This window comes from Cohnella phaseoli (assembly GCF_003386235.1).
Taxonomy (GTDB): Bacteria; Bacillota; Bacilli; order Paenibacillales; family Paenibacillaceae; genus Cohnella; species Cohnella phaseoli.
In genome coordinates, this window is record NZ_QRDZ01000043.1 from 51,406 (window position 1) to 72,535 (window position 21,130).

19 protein-coding genes and 1 riboswitch are annotated in these 21,130 nt (G+C 56.8%); all 19 genes read left to right on the forward strand.

Features of this window, described 5'->3' with window-relative positions:
- Window positions 1-97 precede the first annotated feature (97 nt).
- The 19 genes from DFP98_RS34575 (at window position 98) to DFP98_RS34665 (ending at window position 21,117) form a co-directional block, all read left to right on the forward strand.
- A complete protein-coding gene (locus DFP98_RS34575; RefSeq protein WP_116065197.1) occupies window positions 98-631 on the forward strand; it encodes a hypothetical protein in 534 nt (177 codons plus the stop codon).
- Window positions 632-788: 157 nt separating this feature from the next.
- Window positions 789-850: riboswitch (purine riboswitch) on the forward strand.
- Window positions 851-1,038: 188 nt separating this feature from the next.
- Entirely contained in the window at window positions 1,039-1,527 is a 489-nt protein-coding gene (gene purE / locus DFP98_RS34580; protein ID WP_116065198.1) for a 5-(carboxyamino)imidazole ribonucleotide mutase, read from the forward strand.
- On the forward strand, window positions 1,524-2,882 hold the full coding sequence (gene purK, locus DFP98_RS34585; RefSeq protein WP_246017031.1) for a 5-(carboxyamino)imidazole ribonucleotide synthase: 1,359 nt from the start codon (window positions 1,524-1,526) through the stop codon (window positions 2,880-2,882). Before purE ends, purK begins: the two co-directional genes overlap by 4 nt.
- Window positions 2,883-2,888: 6 nt before the next feature.
- Window positions 2,889-4,190, forward strand: a complete 1,302-nt coding sequence (gene purB / locus DFP98_RS34590; protein WP_116065199.1) for an adenylosuccinate lyase — start codon at window positions 2,889-2,891, stop codon at window positions 4,188-4,190.
- A 75-nt stretch (window positions 4,191-4,265) separates the two neighbouring features.
- Window positions 4,266-5,147: a phosphoribosylaminoimidazolesuccinocarboxamide synthase gene (locus DFP98_RS34595; protein WP_116065200.1), complete on the forward strand. Its 882-nt coding sequence runs from the start codon at window positions 4,266-4,268 to the stop codon at window positions 5,145-5,147.
- A gap of 508 nt (window positions 5,148-5,655) precedes the next feature.
- Complete coding sequence (gene purS / locus DFP98_RS34600) at window positions 5,656-5,898, forward strand: phosphoribosylformylglycinamidine synthase subunit PurS (protein WP_116065201.1); 243 nt, start codon at window positions 5,656-5,658, stop codon at window positions 5,896-5,898.
- 7 nt (window positions 5,899-5,905) lie between these two features.
- On the forward strand, window positions 5,906-6,598 hold the full coding sequence (gene purQ, locus DFP98_RS34605) for a phosphoribosylformylglycinamidine synthase subunit PurQ (RefSeq protein ID WP_116065202.1): 693 nt from the start codon (window positions 5,906-5,908) through the stop codon (window positions 6,596-6,598).
- Window positions 6,576-8,831, forward strand: coding sequence for a phosphoribosylformylglycinamidine synthase subunit PurL (gene purL, locus DFP98_RS34610; RefSeq protein ID WP_116065203.1), 2,256 nt, complete (start codon window positions 6,576-6,578; stop codon window positions 8,829-8,831). The genes purQ and purL overlap by 23 nt, the downstream gene beginning before the upstream one ends.
- On the forward strand, window positions 8,828-10,324 hold the full coding sequence (gene purF, locus DFP98_RS34615; protein ID WP_116065204.1) for an amidophosphoribosyltransferase: 1,497 nt from the start codon (window positions 8,828-8,830) through the stop codon (window positions 10,322-10,324). The genes purL and purF overlap by 4 nt, the downstream gene beginning before the upstream one ends.
- Before the next feature lie 36 nt (window positions 10,325-10,360).
- Entirely contained in the window at window positions 10,361-10,915 is a 555-nt protein-coding gene (locus DFP98_RS34620; protein ID WP_116065205.1) for a hypothetical protein, read from the forward strand.
- Between the two features lie 43 nt (window positions 10,916-10,958).
- Entirely contained in the window at window positions 10,959-12,005 is a 1,047-nt protein-coding gene (gene purM / locus DFP98_RS34625; RefSeq protein WP_116065206.1) for a phosphoribosylformylglycinamidine cyclo-ligase, read from the forward strand.
- Complete coding sequence (gene purN, locus DFP98_RS34630) at window positions 12,002-12,643, forward strand: phosphoribosylglycinamide formyltransferase (RefSeq protein ID WP_116065207.1); 642 nt, start codon at window positions 12,002-12,004, stop codon at window positions 12,641-12,643. The genes purM and purN overlap by 4 nt, the downstream gene beginning before the upstream one ends.
- 116 nt (window positions 12,644-12,759) lie before the next feature.
- Window positions 12,760-13,947 (forward strand): phosphoribosylaminoimidazolecarboxamide formyltransferase, encoded by a 1,188-nt coding sequence (locus tag DFP98_RS34635; RefSeq protein ID WP_116065208.1) that lies wholly within the window; start codon window positions 12,760-12,762, stop codon window positions 13,945-13,947.
- 204 nt (window positions 13,948-14,151) lie between these two features.
- Window positions 14,152-14,898, forward strand: coding sequence for an IMP cyclohydrolase (locus DFP98_RS34640; RefSeq protein WP_116065209.1), 747 nt, complete (start codon window positions 14,152-14,154; stop codon window positions 14,896-14,898).
- 1 nt (window position 14,899) lies between these two features.
- Window positions 14,900-16,165: a phosphoribosylamine--glycine ligase gene (gene purD / locus DFP98_RS34645; protein ID WP_116065210.1), complete on the forward strand. Its 1,266-nt coding sequence runs from the start codon at window positions 14,900-14,902 to the stop codon at window positions 16,163-16,165.
- Window positions 16,166-16,574: 409 nt separating this feature from the next.
- The gene (locus DFP98_RS34650) at window positions 16,575-17,417 is read left to right on the forward strand and encodes an AraC family transcriptional regulator (RefSeq protein WP_116065211.1); all 843 of its coding nucleotides are present in this window, start codon (window positions 16,575-16,577) and stop codon (window positions 17,415-17,417) included.
- Window positions 17,418-17,723: 306 nt separating this feature from the next.
- Window positions 17,724-19,097, forward strand: coding sequence for an ABC transporter substrate-binding protein (locus DFP98_RS34655; protein ID WP_116065212.1), 1,374 nt, complete (start codon window positions 17,724-17,726; stop codon window positions 19,095-19,097).
- Window positions 19,098-19,362: 265 nt separating this feature from the next.
- On the forward strand, window positions 19,363-20,232 hold the full coding sequence (locus DFP98_RS34660; RefSeq protein ID WP_116065213.1) for a carbohydrate ABC transporter permease: 870 nt from the start codon (window positions 19,363-19,365) through the stop codon (window positions 20,230-20,232).
- A gap of 12 nt (window positions 20,233-20,244) precedes the next feature.
- On the forward strand, window positions 20,245-21,117 hold the full coding sequence (locus DFP98_RS34665) for a carbohydrate ABC transporter permease (protein WP_116065214.1): 873 nt from the start codon (window positions 20,245-20,247) through the stop codon (window positions 21,115-21,117).
- Window positions 21,118-21,130 lie beyond the last annotated feature (13 nt).

The window sequence follows — 21,130 nt, forward strand, 5'->3', positions numbered from 1 at the left end:
TCAACCCCGCTTCACTTCCGAATTGACGGAGGTGGGGCGGGGTTTTACTATGGGGGGGGGAGTCATGAAGATATGATTTTACGGGGAGGGGCGTTCGGTGGCCGGAAACATGCTATACATCCCTTATAGTATCTTGTTGGTGGTTGGCGTGATTGTTTTCGCTGTAGTTATCCAGTTAAAAAAAGGTAAAAGACATACGCGGTATTTTTTGATGGTTTCCCTACCTGTCCTTGTTATTTTTTTGTTTTATTTCTGGAATTCAACATTTAATAATTATGTGAAAAGCTATTTGTTTCCAAGCCGTGCGTTCGAATGTGAATATATAGAGGAATTAAAAAATCTGGCGCTTCCCCTTCCTGAAAGAATGGTATTTAAAGGGAAAGAAGACGCGTGCTCTCCATTTTATTTGGCCTATGTGAGTGCCGATGATTTCAAAGCGTTTTATCAAGAGCAGCTAAGCAGAATGGAACGCCAAGGGGAAATTAAAAACTTTGCTTATGTTGAACGTGAGGATCAGTACGGGGCTGAACATAATGGATATATAGCAGAGCTACCGACGGGTTCAAAGATTGAGATTTTTATGCGCAGTGAAAATAATTTGGGAATAATGTCGATTGATTACGAGCGCTAACAAAACCATTGTACAGAGATTGCGTGAAAAACCGAACATTAATAATCTTTATCAATGAAAGCGTTCGTCTTTGTTTGACAGTCCCCCTTGCTCTAAGGTAAACTTAGAAGCGTAAATAAGCAAAATGACTTGCCTTTCGACAGGCAAGGCGCCAAGCGCGTATATGTCGGGAATCGGCCCGAACGTCTCTACCCGAAAACCCTAATTTTCGGACTACGCAGCAGTCGCAGGTGGCATAAAATAGAAGCGCGAACCCCATCAAGGTTCGGGCTTTGTCTTGTCGCTACGGGTGATCGTGTCGAAAGTGGAGAACGTAGGTCGATTGGGGAATACTGTTGATGTTCCCATCGGTCTTTTTTTCATTTATGGCGGAAAAGAACAGAACGCAACCGGGGAAGGGTGGAATCATGTCGTCACTTGTCGGCGTCATCATGGGAAGTACGTCGGATTGGGAAACGATGAAGAAGGCGTGCGAGATACTTGAGGAGTTAAACATTCCGTACGAGAAAAAAGTCGTCTCCGCGCATCGGACGCCGGATTTGATGTTCGAATATGCGGAAACCGCGGTGGAACGCGGTCTGAAGGTTATTATTGCCGGCGCCGGCGGCGCCGCTCATCTGCCGGGTATGGTCGCGGCCAAAACCGTCCTGCCCGTTATCGGAGTGCCCGTTCAATCGAAAGCATTGAACGGGCTGGATTCGTTGCTTTCGATCGTGCAGATGCCGGGCGGCATTCCAGTCGCGACGGTGGCGATCGGCGCGGCCGGCGCGACGAACGCGGGCTTGCTCGCGGCGCAATTCATCGGCTCGTTCGATCCCGAGGTCCAGGCGCGTGTCGCCGCAAGGCGCGAGCGCATTACGCAGGACGTGCTGGACAATGCGGAGCTGCCTTCATGAGCGGAGGGGATAACGTGAACAAGCTTGTCAACCTGTTCGAGGGCGAAGGCGCGGCTTGCGATGAGTTTGGCTGTGCGATTCCGGGCTCTGAGGACGGGCAAGAGGCTGGCGGGGAGACGGAAGCGGCGGACTCGCAGGCAGGCTTGAAGGCTGGTGCGGAAGCGGCAGGTGCAGAAGCGGGGCCGAAGGCTGAGACGGCATCGGCGCGCCGCGCGATTCTGCCCGGTGCAACGATCGGCGTGCTCGGCGGCGGACAGCTTGGACGGATGCTCGCTCATGCGGGCAATCGGCTCGGCTACCGCTTCGTGACGCTCGACCCGACGCCGGACAGCCCGTGCGGACAGACGGCGGCGCAGATCGTGGCGGCGTACGACGATCGGGAGGCGGCGCGGGAATTGGCGCAGCGCTCCGACGTGATCACGTACGAGTTCGAGAACGTCGACGCCGGCGTAGCGGAAATGCTGGAGCGCGAATCGTACGTGCCGCAGGGCAGCAAGCTGCTGTACACGACGCAGCATCGGCTGCGTGAGAAGCAGGCGGTCGAAGCGGCCGGGGCGCAGGTTGCGCCTTATGCCGAGATCGAGAGCCTGGCCGGGTTGCAGGAAGCGGCGGCTCGGCTGGGACTCCCGGCGGTGCTGAAAACCGCAACCGGCGGCTACGACGGCAAAGGCCAGTGGGTGCTGCGCAGCGAGGACGAGCTGGCGACGGCTTGGGAAGAGGCGAGTCGGGTCGGTACGCAGCTCGTGCTGGAGAAGTTTATTGTTTTCGATAAGGAAATTTCCGTGATCGCGGCGAGAAGCCCTTCGGGAGAAGTGAAGACGTTCCCGCCTGCGGAAAATATCCACGTTCATAATATATTGCATCTATCCATCGTTCCGGCGCGCATTTCGGACAAGGTTCGTGCGGAGGCCGAGAAGCTCGCGGTTTCGATCGCGGAGACGCTGGGTGCGGTTGGTCTGATCGCCGTCGAAATGTTCCTTACGGCGGACGGCGAATTGTACGTCAACGAACTGGCGCCAAGACCGCACAACTCCGGTCACTATACGATGGAAGCCTGCCGCACGTCGCAGTTCGAACAGCATGTTCGGGCGATCTGCGATTTGCCGCTCGGCGATCCGTCGCTGCTGACGCCGGTCGTCATGGCGAACATTCTCGGCGAGCATATGGAGCCGTTGCTGGAATGGATGGGCGAGAAGGATTCAGCGGCCGAGAAGCTGGGCGTCGAGGTCAAGGTTCACCTGTACGGCAAGGCGGAAGCCAAACATAAGCGCAAGATGGGCCATCTGAACGTGCTTGCTCCGAATGTGGACGCGGCGCTGGAATGGATTGCTCAATCGAAAATATGGAGGGTTTAATTACACATGTTAGAACGTTATAGCCGGCCCGAGATGCGGGCGATCTGGACGGAACAAAACAAGTTCCAAGCGTGGTTGGAAGTCGAGCTGTGCGCCTGCGAGGCATGGGCCGAACTGGGACACATTCCTCATGAAGACACGGTCGAGCTGCGCAAAAACGCCAAGTTCGACATCGACCGCATTTACGAGATCGAGCTGGAAACCCGCCATGACGTGATCGCCTTTACACGCGCCGTATCCGAAAGTCTCGGAGCGGAACGCAAATGGGTGCACTACGGCCTCACTTCGACGGACGTCGTCGATACGGCGATGGGCTACCTGCTTCGTCAGGCGAATGAAATTTTGCGCAAAGATATTCAGAACTTTATCGCCATCCTTCGCGATCAGGCGATTCAATATAAGAACACTCCGATGATGGGCCGTACGCACGGCGTTCATGCCGAGCCGACGACTTTCGGCTTGAAGCTGGCGCTGTGGCACGAGGAAATGAAGCGCAACCTGGAGCGGTTCGAGCATGCAGCCGCGGGCGTCGAGTTCGGCAAAATGTCCGGCGCGGTCGGCACGTACGCCAACATCGATCCTGCAGTGGAAGGGTTCGTATGCAAGAAGCTCGGTATCCAAGCTGCGCCGATCTCGACGCAGACGCTGCAGCGCGACCGTCATGCGGAATATATGGCGACGTTGGCGCTGATCGCCACGTCGATCGACAAGTTCGCGACGGAAATCCGCGGCTTGCAGAAGAGCGAGTTCCGCGAAGTCGAAGAGCCGTTCGGCAAAGGGCAAAAAGGCTCGTCGGCGATGCCGCACAAGCGCAATCCGATCGGCTGCGAGAACATGAGCGGCTTGTCCCGCGTCATTCGCGGCCACATGCTGACCGCCTACGAGAACGTGCCGCTGTGGCATGAGCGCGACATTTCGCACTCCTCGGCGGAGCGGATCATCCTGCCGGACGCGACGATGCTGCTTAACTACATGCTGAACCGCTTTGGCAACATCGTGAAGAACTTGACCGTGTTCCCGGAAAACATGAAGCGCAACATGAGAAGCACGTATAACGTGCCGTTCTCCGGACGCGTCATGACGAAGCTAATTGACAAAGGCTTCGCCCGCGAGCAGGCGTACGACACGGTGCAGCCGCGCGCGATGCAGGCTTGGGAGGAACAGCGCGATTTCCGCGATATCGTGCAGTCGACGAAGGAAATTACCGACGTTCTGTCCGCTGAGGAGATTGCCGATTGCTTCGATCCGACTTGGCATTTGAAGCATGTGGATACGATTTTCGACCGGTTGGGTCTCGTTGCGAAATAAAATACCTCTAATTTCGTGACGAACCCTTGGGCTTGAAATAATACGCGCGCTAGCATGCGCCGCTAGGAGGCAGCAATGACTACCCAAGCTTTGGCGACGGCCGAAGGGCTCGTGAACGCCCCGCTGATTCACAAAGGCAAGGTCCGGGAGCTGTACGATCTCGGCGAGCACTTATTAATTGTAGTAACGGACCGCATCTCGGCGTTCGACTATGTGCTGGATCCCCCGGTTCCCGGAAAAGGCAGCGTCCTGAACGGGCTGAGCGCGCACTGGTTCGAGCAAACGGCTGGTTTTCAGCCGAACCATGTCGTGCATACGGATGTGGCGCTGCTGGGCGACATCGTGACCGAGCCGGAGAAGCTGGCCGGACGGATCATGGTCAGCCGCAAGGCGCAGCGGGTCGACATCGAGTGCGTCGTTCGCGGCTACATTACGGGCGGCGGCTGGCGGCAGTATCAGACTTCCGGCGAGGTTAACGGCATTAAGCTGCCGGAAGGGCTGCACAAGAACTCGAAGCTGGAGCAGCCGATCTTCACGCCTGCCGGCAAAAACGACGTCGGCCACGACGAGGACATCCCGTTCGAGGAGATGGCTCGCCGTGTCGGTGCGGAGCTGGCGGAGGCTTTGCGTGAGCGCAGCCTAAAGCTGTACGAGTTTGGTCGCGACTATTGCGCCAAGCGGGGAATTATCCTCGCCGACTGCAAGTTCGAGTTCGGCCTGATCGATGGGGAGATCATCCTCATCGACGAGCTGTTCACGCCGGACTCCTCGCGCTTTTGGGCGGAGGAGAACTACAAGCTTGACGTCGAGATCGACAGCATGGACAAGGAGCCGGTTCGCGCCTACTTGGCCGGATCGGATTGGGACAAGAACAGCCCGCCTCCAGCGCTGCCGGCCGAAGTCGTCGCTGCGACGACGGACCGTTACCGCGACATCGCTCGCAGGCTGATGGAGTAGTAGTAGCTCGCATCGGCGCAGGCTCGTAAGCGCGTAACGGTCTGTGGGACCGTTAGAGTCGGAGAAAGTGGCCGGCGGGAGCGTGTAACGGTCTGTCAGACCGTTAGAGTCGGCGAAAGTGGTCGGCGGGAGTGTGTAACGGTCTGTCAGACCGTAAGAGACGGCCAAAGTGGTCGGCGAGAGTGTGTAACGGTCTGTCAGACCGTAAGAGTCGACAAAAGTGGTCGGCGGAAGTGCGTAACGGTCTGTCAGACCGGAAGAGTCGGCGAAAGTGGCAGGCGAGAGTGTGTAACGGTCTGTCAGACCGGAAGAGTCGGCGAAAGTGGCAGGCGAGAGTGTGTAACGGTCTGTCAGACCGGAAGGGTCGGCGCTAAAGTCTCGCTACGAGTAACGTATCACCCAAATGGATCTAGCTGGTCGCATCTGCACGAGGATTTACTTTTTCACACGCAAGACGTTCTTATAGATGAAACCATCCACCAACCTACAAATCAGGAGGAACCTCCCCATGAAAGCAAAGGTATACGTGACGATTAAGGAAAACGTGCTCGACCCGCAAGGGAACGCGGTGCAAGGCGCGCTGCATACGCTCGGATTCGGCGAAGTAGGCAAGGTGAGAATTGGCAAGTATTTGGAGCTTGAGCTGGATACGAACGATCGCGCGCAAGCGGAAGAGAAGCTTAAGGTGATGTGCGAAAAGCTGCTGGCGAACACGGTTGTCGAAGACTATCGTTTCGAATTGGAGGGCTGAGGCGCTCATGAAATTCGCGGTACTGGTGTTTCCGGGTTCCAACTGTGACATTGACTGCTACAAGGCGGTAGAGGATACGGTAGGCGAGCAAGTCGATTACGTGTTCCATACGGCGACCGATCTGTCGGACTATGACGCAATTCTCGTGCCGGGCGGTTTCTCCTATGGGGACTATCTGCGCTGCGGCGCCATCGCACAATTCGCTCCGGTCATGGCCGAGGTGAAGAAGGCGGCCGAGCAAGGCAAGTTTATTCTCGGTATCTGCAACGGGTTCCAGATTCTGACCGAAGCGGGCCTCCTGCCGGGAGCGCTCATTCGCAACAATTCGTTGAAATTCCGCTGTCATCAGGTCGGTCTCGTTGTCGAGAACAACAAAACCGGCTTTACGAACGACTACGCGCAGGGCGAGGTTATTCAAATTCCGATCGCTCACGGCGAAGGAAGCTATTATGTGGACGATGCGGCGCTGGCGCAGTTGAAGGCGAACGATCAGATCGTTTTCCGCTATGCGGGCGACAATCCGAACGGTTCGGTAGACGACATCGCCGGCGTGTGCAACGAAGCGGGCAATATTGTGGGCATGATGCCGCACCCGGAGCGGGCGGTTAAGGAAATTCTCGGGTCCGCCGACGGCGCGCGGATGTTTAAGTCAGTATTAAACGCTTGGAGGGAACGTCATGGCGCAGCAAGTATCCGCTAAGGAACCAACAGCCCTGCAGATCGCGGAGCAGAAAATCTACAAGCAATTCGGCGTATCGGAAAAAGAATACGAGCTGATCTGCGAATTTATGGGGCGTCAGCCTAACTATACGGAGATTGGCGTTTTTAGCGTGATGTGGTCCGAGCACTGCGCATACAAAAACTCCAAGCCGCTGCTGCGCAGATTCCCGACTTCGGGGCCGCGCGTCCTGATGGGACCGGGCGAAGGCGCGGGCATCGTCGACATCGGCGACAACCAAGCGGTCGTGTTCAAAATCGAATCGCACAACCACCCGTCCGCAGTAGAGCCTTACCAAGGCGCGGCGACGGGCGTGGGCGGCATTATTCGCGATATTTTCTCGATGGGGGCTCGTCCGGTGGCGCTGCTGAACTCGTTGCGGTTCGGCCGTCTGGAAAATGAGCGCGTGCGTTACCTGTTCGAGCACGTTGTTAGCGGCATCGCGGGCTACGGCAACTGTATCGGCATCCCGACGGTTGCGGGCGAAATTATGTTCGACGAAGCTTATGAAGGCAATCCGCTCGTTAACGCCATGTGCGTTGGGCTGATCGATCACGATAAAATCCAACGCGGCGTCGCCAAAGGCATCGGCAACCCGGTGTTTTACGTCGGACCGGCTACGGGCCGCGACGGTATCCATGGCGCGACTTTCGCGTCCGAGGATTTGACGGCGGAGTCGGAAGCGAAGCGTTCGGCGGTTCAAGTCGGCGATCCGTTCATGGAGAAGCTTGTTATGGAAGCGACTTTGGAGCTGATCGATTCCGGCATCGTGCTTGGCATTCAAGATATGGGCGCGGCGGGACTCACTTGCTCCAGCGCGGAGATGGCGAGCAAAGCGGGCAACGGCATGGAGCTGTACCTGGATGAAGTGCCGCAGCGTGAGGAAGGCATGACAGCTTATGAAATGATGCTGTCCGAGTCGCAGGAGCGGATGCTGTTTGTTTGCGAGCCTCAGCATGAGGAGCAGGCTAAGGGGATTTTTGCTCGTTGGGGCTTGCACTGCGCGAAGGTTGGCAAAGTGTCCGACGACGGCCGTCTGAAGCTGTTCCACAAAGGCGAACTGGTCGGCGATATGCCGGTTAAGGCGCTCGTTGACGACTGCCCGGTGTATGAGAAGCCGTCTGCGGTTCCAGAATATTATTTGAAGAATGGTTCGGTAGACACGAATCGTTATGAGCAAGTGCTGGATTTGAACAGCGCTTTGTTGAAGGTGCTCGGTTCGCCGTCGCTGGCCAGCAAAGAGTGGGTCTACAACCAATACGACTACATGGTGCGCACGGAAACGGCGGTTCGTCCGGGTTCGGACGCGGCGGTCGTGACGATTCGCGGCACGCGCAAAGGCTTGGCGATGACGACGGACTGTAACGGACGTTATGTGTATCTCGATCCGGAAGTCGGCGGACGCATCGCGGTTGCGGAAGCGGGACGGAATATCGTCTGCTCCGGCGCTGAGCCGCTGGCGATTACGGACAACCTGAACTTTGGCAGCCCGGAGAAGCCGGAAGTGTTCTGGCAGATGGAGAAGGCGGTCGACGGCATGGCGGAAGCTTGCCGCTTCCTGGACACGCCGGTTATCGGCGGTAACGTATCGTTGTACAACGAAAATACGCGCGGAGCGATCTACCCAACGCCGGTTGTCGGCATGGTTGGTCTCGTACACGATGTTGATCATATTACGACGCAGGAGTTTAAAGCGGAAGGCGACGTTATCTTCTTGCTTGGCGAGACGAAGGCGGAAATCGGCGGCAGCGAGTTCCAATATGCGGTTCACGGCGTAACGGAAGGCCGTCCTCCGGAGCTGGATTTGGCGACGGAGAAGAAGCTGCAGCAAACGGTGCTGGGCGCGATTCGCGACGGTCTGGTCGCTTCGGCTCACGACTTGTCCGAAGGCGGTCTCGCGGCTGCGCTGGCGGAAGCGGGCTTCGGCCGCGGCTTGGGCGCGGATGTAACGTTCGAGACGAATTTGCGTCCGGACTTGGCTTTGTTCAGCGAATCGCAGTCGCGGATTTTGCTGACGGCTGGAGCTGAGAAGGCAGAAGGTCTGGCGGCATTCTTGAAGGCTGCTGGCGTGCCGGTTCAGCGTCTGGGTACGGTTGGCGGCGATCGGTTGAAGGTGAGCGTTGGCGGGCATGTTGCCATCGACGCTGCTGTTGCGGAACTGCGCGCGGCATGGTCGCAGGCGATTCCAAACCACATGAGCGGTAAGAACGCATGACATCTAGCGTTGCGAACGGGGGAACAGAAGTGACGCGGCTCTGGACCGGGGATTATTACAACGAGGGCAACGGCAGCAAGGAATCCATTTTCGACATAGTGAAGGAAGAGTGCGGCGTGTTCGGGGTGTTCGGTCATCCCGACGCGGCCAACCTTTCCTATTACGGTCTGCATGCGCTGCAGCACCGAGGCGAAGAGAGCTGCGGCATCTGCACGTCGGATGACGGCACGTTCCACTATCATCGGGGGATGGGACTGGTCAAGGAAGTGTTTGACCGCGACCGTCTCGAATCTCTGAAGGGCAAACAGGCAATCGGTCACGTTCGTTATTCCACCTCCGGTTCCAGCCATCTGGGGAACGCTCAGCCGCTCGTGTTCAAATATCGCGGCGGCGATCTGGCGGTCTGTACGAACGGAAATTTGGTCAACGAGCCGATTATTCGTAAGGAGCTTGAGGAATCGGGATCGATTTTTCAGACTACGAGCGATACGGAGGTTATTGCGCATTTGATTGCGCGGTCCTCCAAGGATTTGGTTGAAGCGGTTAAGGACGCGTTCCTGCGGTTGATCGGGGGCTTCGCATTCCTGATTCAAACGAAGGACTACCTGATCGCGGCGTGCGACCCGCAAGGGCTTCGTCCGATGGTGATGGGGCGGCTGGGAGAGGCGTATATTTTCTCTTCCGAGTCGTGCGCGCTGGAGACAATTGGCGCCGAGTTCGTCCGCGACGTTCAGCCGGGGGAACTGCTTGTTCTGGATAAGGACGGGCTACGGGAAGATCGTTTTGCTCCGATGGAGCGGCGGGCGATGTGCTCGATGGAGTACATTTACTTCGCTCGTCCGGACAGCGACATCTACGGGGCTAACCTGCACTCTACGCGGAAGCGGATGGGGCAGATTCTGGCTCAGGAGTCTTTTGTCGATGCGGACATTGTGACCGGGGTGCCGGATTCGAGTATTTCTGCGGCGATCGGTTATGCGGAGCAGACGGGCATTCCTTACGAGCTGGGCTTGATCAAAAACAAATATACCGGACGGACGTTTATCCAGCCTTCGCAGGAGCTGCGCGAAAAGGGCGTTAAGATGAAGCTGTCCGCCGTCCGCAAAGTCGTGGAAGGCAAGCGCGTCGTCATGATCGACGATTCGATCGTGCGGGGTACAACCTCGCTGCGGATCGTCAACATGCTTCGCGAGGCCGGGGCGCTTGAGGTACATGTGCGGATTACTTCTCCGCCGTTTATGAACCCGTGCTACTACGGCATCGATACGCCGAATCCGGCGGATCTGATCGCCTCCAGCAAGTCGGTCGAGGAGATTCGCCAGGCGATCAACGCGGACTCGCTCTACTTCCTGACGGAAAGAGGGCTGCGCGACGCCGTCGGCATCTACCCGGACGAATACGCCAACGGCTTGTGCATGGCTTGCTTTAATAACGATTACCCGACGCCGGTGCGGTTCGAGGACGCTAAGCTGACTTCTTGCAGCTGCGATTGATTTGCGGCGGGGGGAGGCGGCTGGGCGGAAATAAGGGTGCGGCAGGGACTTATTCGGTTCTCCGACGGTTGGGGAGTCAGGAATAAGGGAGCGGCAGAGACTTATTCGGTCCACCGAGGTCGGGTAAGCGGGAATAAGACCGCCACAGGGGCTTATTCGGTCCCCGCGGTCGGGGAAGCCGGAATAAGGGTGCGGCAGGGACTTATTCGGTCCACCGCGGTCGGGGAAGCGGGAATAAGGGAGCGGCAGGGACTTATTCGGTTCACTGCGGTCGGGGAAGCCGGAATAAGGGTGCGGCAGGGACTTATTCGGTCCATCGCCGGCGAGGAATCGGGAATAAGGGTGCGGCAGGGGCTTATTCGGTCCACCGGTGTCGGGGAAGCGGGAATAAGGGTGCGGCAGGGACTTATTCGGTCCACTGCGGTCGGGGAAGCGGGAATAAGGGTGCGGCAGGGACTTATTCGGTTCTCCGACGGTTGGGGAAGCGGGAATAAGGCCGCCACGCGGGCTTATTCGCTCCGAAATTATAAAGAGTTAGTGTGTTTTATGAGCGAGTCAGGTACAGAGGCGCGTATTCGTGTATGCGTATAGGTGTACGTGTGAGAGTTTACAACTATTAAGGGAGCTGAAATCATTGTCGGAGGCGTACAAACAGGCCGGGGTCGATATTGCGGCAGGCAACGAAGCGGTCGAGCGGATGAAAAAGCACGTTAAGAAAACGTTCCGTCCGGAAGTGCTGACCGGTCTTGGCGGGTTCGGCGGATTGTTCAGCCTGAACAAAGATAAGTATGAGGAGCCGGTGCTCGTTAGCGGCACAGACGGCGTCGGCACGAAGCTGAAGCTGGCGTTCGCGATGGACAAGCACGATACGATCGGCATCGACGCGGTGGCCATGTGCGTTAACGACGTTATCGTTACCGGTGCGGAGCCGCTTTTTTTCCTCGATTATCTCGCTTGCGACAAAGTCGTTCCCGAGAAAATCGAGGCCATCGTTAAAGGCGTAGCCGACGGCTGCGAGCAAGCCGGCTGCGCGCTGATCGGCGGCGAGACGGCTGAGATGCCAGGCATGTACTCCGACGGCGAATACGATATCGCTGGCTTCACAGTGGGTATCGTAGATCGTCCGAAGGCAATCGACGGCTCCACGATCCAAGCCGGAGACGCGGTCATTGGGCTGGCGTCGAGCGGCATTCACTCGAACGGCTTTTCGCTCGTTCGTCGTCTGCTGCTGGAACAGCAGGGCTATGCGTTGGCGGACAAGCCGGAAGAGCTGGAAGGCCGTACGCTGGGCGATGTGCTGATCGAGCCGACGCGCATTTACGTGAAGCAAATCCTTAAATTGCTCGAATCCGTCAAAATTAAAGGAATGGCCCATATTACGGGCGGCGGTTTCATCGAGAACATTCCACGCGTATTGCCGGAAGGCGTTAACGTGGACATTAACCGCGGATCCTGGCCGGTGCTGCCGATTTTCAGCCTGATGCAGCGCGTAGGCAGCATTACCGATCGCGATATGTTTACGACGTTTAACATGGGCGTCGGTATGGTGCTGGTCGTGCCTGCGGAGCAAGCCGAGCAGGCGCTGGCGATCGCGAAGGAGCAGGGCGAGCAAGCATACCGCATCGGAACGGTGACGGAAGGCTCCAAAATCGTAACCTTCGACGGCGTTGAGCTGCCATGACCTCGGTTGACCAAGCGAAAGCACAGCAGCCGTTAAAAATAGCCGTGTTCGCTTCCGGAAGCGGAAGCAATTTTCAGGCACTCGTCGAAGCGATATGGGGACAGGGCATTCCTGCGACCGTATCGCTCCTCGTCTGCGATAAGCCGGGGGCGAGAGTCGTACAGCGGGCGGAGTCGCTTGGCGTGCCGACTCATCTGTTCAACCCGAAATCGTATGAGACAAGGGAAGCCTATGAAGCGGAGATCGTCGACCGTCTTCGCGCCGAAGGCGTCGAATTGATCGTGCTGGCGGGTTATATGAGGTTGGTCACTGCGACGCTGGTGGAGCCTTTTTACGGACGGATGATCAATATTCACCCGGCGCTTCTGCCCTCTTTTCCAGGAGTGCGGTCGGTTCGTCAGGCTTTGGAATACGGCGTTAAGCTGACCGGCGTTACGGTACATTTTGTCGACGGTGGGATGGATACGGGCCCGATTATCGCGCAAAAATCGGTCGAGGTGCGGGAAGAAGATACGGAGGATTCGTTGGGAGAGCGCGTGCATGCGATCGAGCATGAACTGCTGCCGCAGACGGTTCGCTGGATTGCGGAAGACCGCGTGACGTTAAACGATCGGAAAGTGAGTATTCGTCTCGGCTAACTCAAGCAGTTTGAAGTCGGCAAAGCCATCCTTTTCGGAATGATATGGACTTCACCTTCATTGGTTCAACACTTATATAGGCAACGAAGCAAAACACGAGAGGACGAAAACAATCCATGAGCGAGAATCACGAAATTGCTTTACGCTATGGCATGAACCCGCACCAGAAAGAAGCGAAGCTATTCAGCGCGGACGGCCAACCGCTACCGCTGACCGTACTGAACGGGGACCCGGGCTTCATCAATCTGCTGGACGCGCTGAACGCGTTCCAACTCGTGCGCGAGCTTCGTCAGGCGACCGGACTTCCGGCAGCCGCATCCTTCAAGCACGTCAGCCCTGCGGGCACGGCCGTCTATGCGCCGCTGTCGCCTGAACTGGCTAAAGCTTATTTTGTCGAGGCGGAAGGGCTCTCGGAGCTAGCAATCGCTTACGCCCGCGCGCGCGGAGCGGACCGCATGTCCTCCTTCGGAGACGCGGCTGCATTGAGCGATGTCGTGGACGCATCGACGGCAACGCTGCTTAAGCGCGAAGTGTCCGACCTGGTCGTAGCTCCCGGCTACACGCCTGAAGCGCTCGATATTCTGAAGCAGAAGAAGGGCGGCAAGTATCTGATTCTCCAGATCGATCCGGAATATGTGCCGGAACCGATCGAGACTCGTACGCTATTCGGCATGAAGTTTCAACAGGAGCGCAACAGCGCCGTGCCGGATGCTTCCGTGTTTGACCTAGCGAACGTCATTACCGCGAATAAGGAAATTCCGGACAGCGCCAAGCGCGACATGCTTGTGGCGCTCATTACGCTCAAATACACGCAATCCAACTCCATCTGCTACACGCTGGACGGCCAGACGATCGGCATTGGCGCAGGCCAGCAATCCCGTATTCACTGTACCCGTCTTGCCGGGGACAAGGCAGACCGCTGGTATCTTCGTCAGCATCCGGCCGCACTGAACATGAAGTTCCGTGAAGGTCTGGCTCGCGCCGAGCAGAACAATGCGATCGACCTGTGGCTGGAGGACGAAGTCACGCCAATCGAGCAAGCGGCATGGGAAAGCTGCTTCGAGGTTGTGCCAACTCGTCTGACGCGCGAAGAGAAGCGCGAATGGCTGAACGGTCTGCAAGGCGTTTCTTACGGCTCCGACGCTTTCCTTCCTTTCCGCGACAATCTCGACCGGGCCAGCCGGAGCGGCGTCAAATACGTCATCCAAGCCGGCAAGTCGCTGCGCGACGAAGAAGTGGTGCAAGCTGCGAACGACTATAATATGGTAATGGTATATTCGGGCGTACGCCTATTCCATCACTAAAAGAGGTAGTTCAAAAAGTCCAATTTTGATCACGAAGAGGTCCAGGAAGCGGATACGACGTCGAATCTTGAATTCAGCCGGTCCTTCCGGTACTCACGTAGCTTCCACTACGCTCCGTTCCTCATTCCCGGTCTTCATCCAACCTTCTCGGTGCTGAAAATCGGACTTTTTGAACCTTTATTTGAAGAGGAAGGGACGACGACAATGTCTGCAAAATGGCAAGAGCTGGCGGATCGCACCGTGCAGCAGTTGAAGACGAACGCTTATCCGGGCCGCGGAATCATTATCGGATTGACGCCTGACGCATCGCGGTTTGTGCAGGTGTACTGGATCATGGGCAGAAGCGAGAACAGCCGCAATCGGATTTTCGTGCCGGAGGAGAACGGGTTTCTGCGTACGGAAGCGCGCGATCCGGCCAAGCTGTCCGATCCGTCGCTTATTATTTACTATCCGCTTCGTCATGAGGGCGGCGCACATATCGTCACAAACGGCGACCAGACGGACACGATCTGGGAGGCGCTTCGCAATGGAGGTCGCTTCGAGGATGCGTTGTCGCAGCGTACGTACGAGCCGGACCCGCCGAATTTTACGCCTCGTATCTCGGGCATTGTCGACTTGAACGACAAGCTGAACGCCTACAAGCTGTCCATCCTGAAAACGAACGAGAACGACGAGTCCCAGACGAAACGCCAATTTTTCCACTATGAAAAAGCGCTCGCAGGATACGGACATTTCATCTCGACGTATGTCGGGGACGGCAATCCGTTGCCTTCCTTCGCTGGCGAGCCGCATCTTGCTCCGCTGTTCGACGACGAGCAGGAGACGGCGCAATTTTACTGGAACCTGCTGAACGAGGAAAACAAAATTTCCTTGCTCGTGAAAACGATCCGCATCTCCGACGGCGAAGTGACTCTGAAGGTCGTCAACAAGGATTCCGAAGGAGGGGCTTAAGGTGCGCATTCTGGTGATCGGACGCGGCGGACGCGAGCACGCGATCGTCTGGGCGCTCAAGAAGAGTCCCAAAGTCGAGAAAATTTTCTGCGCTCCAGGCAACGCCGGAATCGCCCAATTGGCGGAGAACGTCGAGATTGGGGAGATGGAATTTGCCCGTCTTGTCGGTTTTGCCAAGGAGCAGGCGATCGATCTGGTCGTCGTCGGTCCGGACGATCCGCTGGCAGCGGGCATCGTGGATGAGTTTGAGGCGGCGGCGATTCCGGTGTACGGTCCGCGCAAAAACGCGGCCGAAATCGAAGGCAGCAAAATTTTCATGAAAGACCTGCTGCGCAAGTACAGCATTCCGACCGCGAAATACGAGACGTTCACCGACTACGAGTCGGCTAAGGCGTATTTGGCTCAGCAATCGGTTCCGATCGTCATCAAAGCGGACGGGCTGGCGGCAGGAAAGGGCGTAACGGTATGCTTCACGCGCGAGGAAGCGGACAAGGCGCTGGAGGAGACGATGGTGAGCAAGTCGTTCGGCTCGGCCGGCGACAAGGTTGTTATCGAGGAGTTCCTTGAAGGCCAGGAAATGTCGATTCTCGCGTTTGTGGACGGAGAGACGGTGCGGGCAATGTCGCCTGCGCAAGACCATAAGCAGGTGTTCGACAACGACAAAGGACCGAATACCGGCGGCATGGGCACGTATTCTCCGCTTCCGCATATCGATTCGGCGATTATCGAGGACGCGATCGAGAACATCATTAAACCGACGGCTCGCGCGATGGTATCGGAAGGCCGTCCGTTCCGCGGCGTTCTGTTCGCTGGCTTGATGATTACGAAGGACGGTCCGAAAACGATCGAATTCAACGCCCGTTTCGGCGATCCCGAGACGCAGGTTGTTCTGCCTCGGTTGGAGACGGATTTGCTGGAAATTTTCCTGGCTTCGATCGACGGCACATTGGCGGATATCGACATTCGCTGGAGCGACGAGGCGGCGGTCTGCGTCGTGCTCGCTTCCGGCGGCTATCCGGGGTCTTATCCCAAAGGATTCCCGATCGACGGTTTGGACAGCGTAACCGTACCCGGAGCGCTTGTGTTCCATGCGGGAACTGCGCTGAAGGACGGTCAAATCGTGACGAACGGCGGCCGAGTATTGGGCGTTGTCGGACGCGGCGCGGGTATCGTAGAGGCGCGGGCCAATGCATATGCGGCTGCAGCCGGCATCACATTCGAAGGCAAACAAAATCGCACGGACATTGCGGCCAAGGCGCTTGTGTAAAAGTCTTGCTCACTAACTGAGCCTCCGGTAGGGGACAGCTTGCTTTTTTAGCGGGCTTGCCCGCCGGGGGCTTATTCTTTATAAAACAGCGACTTGCGGTTGGTCAGCACAAAGGCGATCGCATAAATGACGCCAAGAATAATCAGAACGGTCAAGGCGTGGGACGATACCCATTTGACGAAGGCTTCCATAGCCTCATCTCCTCATGAGGAAAATGTTGCTTGTCCGCTGATCCGGTTGGGAGCGAGCAAGGTTACTCGGTAGCATTCCCCGTTTGCGCGGAAAAATGAGACTGCTGCGGAAGGGCTCGGACTATGGCTCCTTCCTTCGAGTGCATGGTAATATAAGAGCATCACGAGTCTGACGGACGGTTTTCCGCAGGTCGCCAAGACGGATAAGGGAAGGGCGCATGTCCGATATGGCCAGAGGCTTTATTACGAGCATTGAGCGTTTCAAGCCGCACACTTTTCAGGCGGAGCAAGGAGAAGGCTTGTTCATGTCCCATTCGCATGAGCATGACGAGCTGACTTTGATATTGGGCGGAGAGGGCTACTACAGCGCTCACGATCAGAACATCAAAGTATCGGAGGGAGATCTGATTCTGATTCCTTCCGGTCTTCATCACGGCTTCGTCTGTACCGAGCCGTGGACGGGGTTGTCGGTGCATTTTCTCTATGCGAAGGTTCCGGCGTACTGCCAGTATCTGTTTCTCAACGCCTACCAAAAGCCGCATCGGCTATGGAGCGCGCGACTGGACGCGGACGACAGAAGCTGGGCGGAGATGAGCCTGTCGCGTCTGGAGCGGGGCTGGCATTCCGAAGAGACCAGCGACAATTCCTACGATTTGATGCGAATCGCCTTCGAGACGGTGCTGCTGCTGTTTCACCGCAACGTAGTCGTCGCTCAAGACGCGGAGCTGAGCAGCGACAAGCGAATCGTGCAAGAGGTGCTGAAGGAAATCCACAGAAACTACAATACGCCGATTACGATTCACGAGATCGCCTCTCGCCATTATTTGTCGGAGAGCATGCTTCGCAAGAAGTTTTCGGAAGCGGTCGGCGTATCTCCCAAGCAATACGTTATCAACTTGCGGATTGAGGAAGCCAAAAGGCTGCTGAGACAGACGGGCAAGGCGATCGAGTTTATTTCCTCCGAGGTGGGCTTTACGAGCTCCAGCCGGTTTTACGAGCAGTTTGTCAAATCCGTCGGTGTCACTCCGCTTGAGTGGCGCAAGCAGCATCAGGATAAGTAGTGGAGTGGAGGGGCTCTTTCAGACCGGGGGCGGTCTGAAGGGGCCTCTTTGGCGTTCTGTCGGGAGGTTAGATTGTTGCAAGTTTGCTGCGCTGTATCGCTAATGCTCTATCGGACCGTTAGACCGCCGAGAACTCGCCACCTCCCGCCACGACCGCCACACATTATCGTTTTCGACCGTCGAAATCGCCGAGGTTACGATTCTTTTTGTGAATTTAATAAAGCGTTTTCACAATTGTTCGCCCACGCTGTCCCTCTATAATTAAAGGTGAAGGCAGATCCAATACAAAAAGGGAGTGTCTATAAGATGAATCTCGGTAAAAGCCAAAGATTGCTGGTGTTTACGGCATCGATCGCGCTGCTTGCGGGGTTGACGACTGGGTGCGGCGGTGGAAACAGCGGAGGGAAGGAGCCTGCTGCAAGCCCGGGCGCCTCGGCGACGGGCAGCTCCTCTCAGAGCGCGGAGTCGGGAGGAGACCCGGTCAAAATCAAGTTCGCCGGCTGGGGAGATCCATCGGAGAAAGAGGTATTCACGAAACTGCTCAAAGGCTTCGAGGAGAAGTACCCGACGATCAAGGTGGAGTACTTGCATATCCCGGCCGACTACGTCGGCAAAATGAACACAATTCTAGCGGGCGGAGACGCGCCTGACGTATTCTACGTACCGGATGGGGACTTCGGACGTTGGGTGAGCCAAGGGCTGCTGCATCCCATCGAGGATCTCGTCAACGCCAGTTCGATCGATACGGGGGACATGTGGGAATCCGGCTTGATCAGATATCGTTACGACGGAGCGGTGAACGGGCAGGGACCGCTATACGCGCTGCCTAAGGACATCGGCCCGACTGTCCTTTACTACAACAAGGACCTGTTCAACAAGATGAACGTGCCGTTTCCGAGCGCGGACACGCCGATGACGTTCGAGCAGCTGCTGGACACGGCGAAAAAGCTGACGATAGAGGAGAACGGAAAAGTCAAGCAATACGGCATGGGACCGATCTGGTGGGAAGGCTTCGTGCTCGGCAACGGCGGCGCATTCCTGAGCGACGATCGCCGCGAGTTTCTAGGCAACGGAACGGCTGCGGTGGAGGCGCTGCAGTTTGCCGCGGATCTGTCCAACCAGCACAAGGTCGTTCCGAACGCGGCGGCGCTAAAGGATATGAACGATAGCCAGATGTTCCAGACGGGCAGACTGGCGATGATGATTACCGGGCGCTGGATGGTGCCGGAGTTCCGCAAGCTGGCCTTCGATTGGGACGTCGCTCCGCTGCCGGTGAACAAGTGGGCGGGCTGGAGCGGCTCGGTCGGACTCGGCATCTACAGCAAATCGAAGCATATCGAGGCATCTTACAAGCTTGTGGAATATTTGGGAGGACCGGAAGGACAGAAGGAGCAATCGCTGATGGGCTTCGCCATTCCGAGCTTCAAATCGATGGCCGCCACCGACGTCTTCCTGCAGCCGGGGCAGAAGCCCGAGCATGCGGAAGTGTTCATCAAGGCTGCCGAGAACGAGGTGCCCGGTCCGTGGACGAATCTGCCGAACGCCAAATGGTTCGATATGCTGTCCCAAGGACTCGCCCCGATGTGGGAAGGCAAGAAATCGGCCGCGGACGTGTTGAACGACCTGAAACCGAAGATCGACGCGGCGATCAAGGAAGGCAACCCGGCGGTATTCAAGTAAGAGGATGATCGGCAGGAGGGGTTGTCCCGTAAGCAAAGTTGCTTGAGAGGATCGATAGACAAGGAAAGAAGGTGTATGTACCTCCCGTAGACTGCCTCATACGCTCCTGAAATCACCCTGTAACGGGTTTACCTATTCAGATTTCAGGAGCGTATAGCATCGGAGGGAGATACATACACCTTGCAAGCCTTTATCATCGATCATTCCTCAGAGCCACTTGAATTGCTTACAGCCCCCCTCTGCAAGAGAAGACGGAGGTGAACGGATGAAACGCAAGGAATACGCCTGGGCCTACTTATTCGTCTCCGCCCCCATTTTGGGGTTTCTGCTGTTCGCGTTCGTGCCGCTCAGCTATTCCGTCTATGTCAGCTTTACGGAGTATAGCGGCTACCAGCCTCCCGTATTCACGGGAACTGCGAATTACGCCAAGCTCGCGCTGAACGACGAGCTGTTCTGGAAGACGATGTTCAATACGTTCTACGCGGCGCTCAGCATCCCGATCGGCATGGCGCTGGCGCTGTTCATCGCCACGGCGCTGAATCAGAAGGTGCGCGGCATCCGGTTTTTCCGGACGATGTTTTTTCTGCCGACGATCAGCTCGGTTATCGCACTGACGCTGCTATGGAAATGGATTTTCAACGATAGCTACGGCTTGCTGAATTACTTGCTGGAGCTGATCGGCATTCAAGGACCCGCCTGGCTGAGCAGCGAGAAATGGGCGATGCCGGCGATGATCATTCAAGGCGTATGGGCGGGGCTGGGAATCAACATGGTGCTCTATCTGGCCGCGCTGCAGGGCGTTCCTAAGAGCTTCCACGAAGCGGCGGAGATCGACGGGGCCAGCCGCTGGCAGAGGTTCGTGCGGATTACGATTCCGTGCATTTCGCCGACGACGCTGTACATTTTGATTACGTCGATTATCGGGGCTTTGCAGGATTTTCCGCGCTTCCAAATCATGACCGAGGGCGGCCCGAACTACTCGACGACAACGATAGTTTATTACTTGTTCCAGAACGCGTTCCGGTATATGAGCATGGGATACGCATCGGCAATGGCTTGGGTGCTCGGGCTGCTGATTCTGGCGATTACGCTGCTGAATTTCTGGCTGTCCAAACGCTGGGTGCACTACGAATAGGGGGAAAAAAGCATGTCGAGTACGTTAGTCGGAAGGAGCGTCCGCCAGAGGAGAAAGAAAGCGGGGGAGATGGTTCGTCAAACCGTCGCCTATGCGTTCCTGACCGCGGGAGCGCTCGTGATGGCGATCCCCTTTCTCTGGATGCTGTCCACATCTCTCAAGCAGCAAGGCCGCGAGTTCGAAATGCCGCCGCGTTGGATTCCCGAAGCGTTCGAATGGAGCAACTATGTCTTCGTGTTGACGGAAGCGAACCTACTTAAAGGTTTTTTCAACACGCTGCTTCTCATCTCCCTGCCCTGCATCGTCGGCTTGTTCACAAGCGCGCTGGCCGCTAATGCGTTCGCAAGGATGGATTTTCCGGCGAAAAACGTTCTGTTCACGCTGCTGCTGGCGACGATGATGATTCCGGGCGTCGTGACGATGATTCCGACGTTTATTCTGTTTAAGGAAATCGGCTGGATCGACAGCTGGCTGCCGCTCATGGTGCCGGGGATGTTCGGAGCTGCGGCGGGCGTGTTTTTGCTGCGGCAGTTTTTCATGACCATTCCTAGGGAACTAGAGGAGGCGGCCAAGGTGGACGGGATGAATCCGTTTCAGATTTTTATCCGGATCATGGTCCCCCTCTCCAAGCCCGCTCTCATTACGCAAGGCCTGTTCGGCTTTCTCGCCGGGTACAACGATTTTCTGGGACCGCTGATTTACATCAACACTCCGGAGAAGTTCACGCTCCAGCTCGTGCTGGCGTCGTTCCAAGGCTTCTACACGTCTCAGTGGACGTATATTATGGCTGGTTCGGTGCTGGCGCTGATTCCGACGCTGCTGCTGTTCTTTTTCGCGCAAAGATACTTCGTCGAGGGCATTACCTTGACCGGAATGAAGGGCTAAAAAGGAGAGAACA

Excerpts from the sequence above, each read along its gene's own strand:
- purE (WP_116065198.1), top strand. The coding sequence starts at position 1,039 with ATGTCGTCACTTGTCGGCGTCATCATGGGAAGTACGTCGGATTGGGAA.
- purK (WP_246017031.1), top strand. The coding sequence starts at position 1,524 with ATGAGCGGAGGGGATAACGTGAACAAGCTTGTCAACCTGTTCGAGGGC.
- purB (WP_116065199.1), top strand. The coding sequence starts at position 2,889 with ATGTTAGAACGTTATAGCCGGCCCGAGATGCGGGCGATCTGGACGGAA.
- DFP98_RS34595 (WP_116065200.1), top strand. The coding sequence starts at position 4,266 with ATGACTACCCAAGCTTTGGCGACGGCCGAAGGGCTCGTGAACGCCCCG.
- purS (WP_116065201.1), top strand. The coding sequence starts at position 5,656 with ATGAAAGCAAAGGTATACGTGACGATTAAGGAAAACGTGCTCGACCCG.
- purQ (WP_116065202.1), top strand. The coding sequence starts at position 5,906 with ATGAAATTCGCGGTACTGGTGTTTCCGGGTTCCAACTGTGACATTGAC.
- purL (WP_116065203.1), top strand. The coding sequence starts at position 6,576 with ATGGCGCAGCAAGTATCCGCTAAGGAACCAACAGCCCTGCAGATCGCG.
- purF (WP_116065204.1), top strand. The coding sequence starts at position 8,828 with ATGACATCTAGCGTTGCGAACGGGGGAACAGAAGTGACGCGGCTCTGG.
- purN (WP_116065207.1), top strand. The coding sequence starts at position 12,002 with ATGACCTCGGTTGACCAAGCGAAAGCACAGCAGCCGTTAAAAATAGCC.
- DFP98_RS34635 (WP_116065208.1), top strand. The coding sequence starts at position 12,760 with ATGAGCGAGAATCACGAAATTGCTTTACGCTATGGCATGAACCCGCAC.
- DFP98_RS34640 (WP_116065209.1), top strand. The coding sequence starts at position 14,152 with ATGTCTGCAAAATGGCAAGAGCTGGCGGATCGCACCGTGCAGCAGTTG.
- DFP98_RS34650 (WP_116065211.1), top strand. The coding sequence starts at position 16,575 with ATGTCCGATATGGCCAGAGGCTTTATTACGAGCATTGAGCGTTTCAAG.
- DFP98_RS34655 (WP_116065212.1), top strand. The coding sequence starts at position 17,724 with ATGAATCTCGGTAAAAGCCAAAGATTGCTGGTGTTTACGGCATCGATC.
- DFP98_RS34660 (WP_116065213.1), top strand. The coding sequence starts at position 19,363 with ATGAAACGCAAGGAATACGCCTGGGCCTACTTATTCGTCTCCGCCCCC.
- DFP98_RS34665 (WP_116065214.1), top strand. The coding sequence starts at position 20,245 with ATGTCGAGTACGTTAGTCGGAAGGAGCGTCCGCCAGAGGAGAAAGAAA.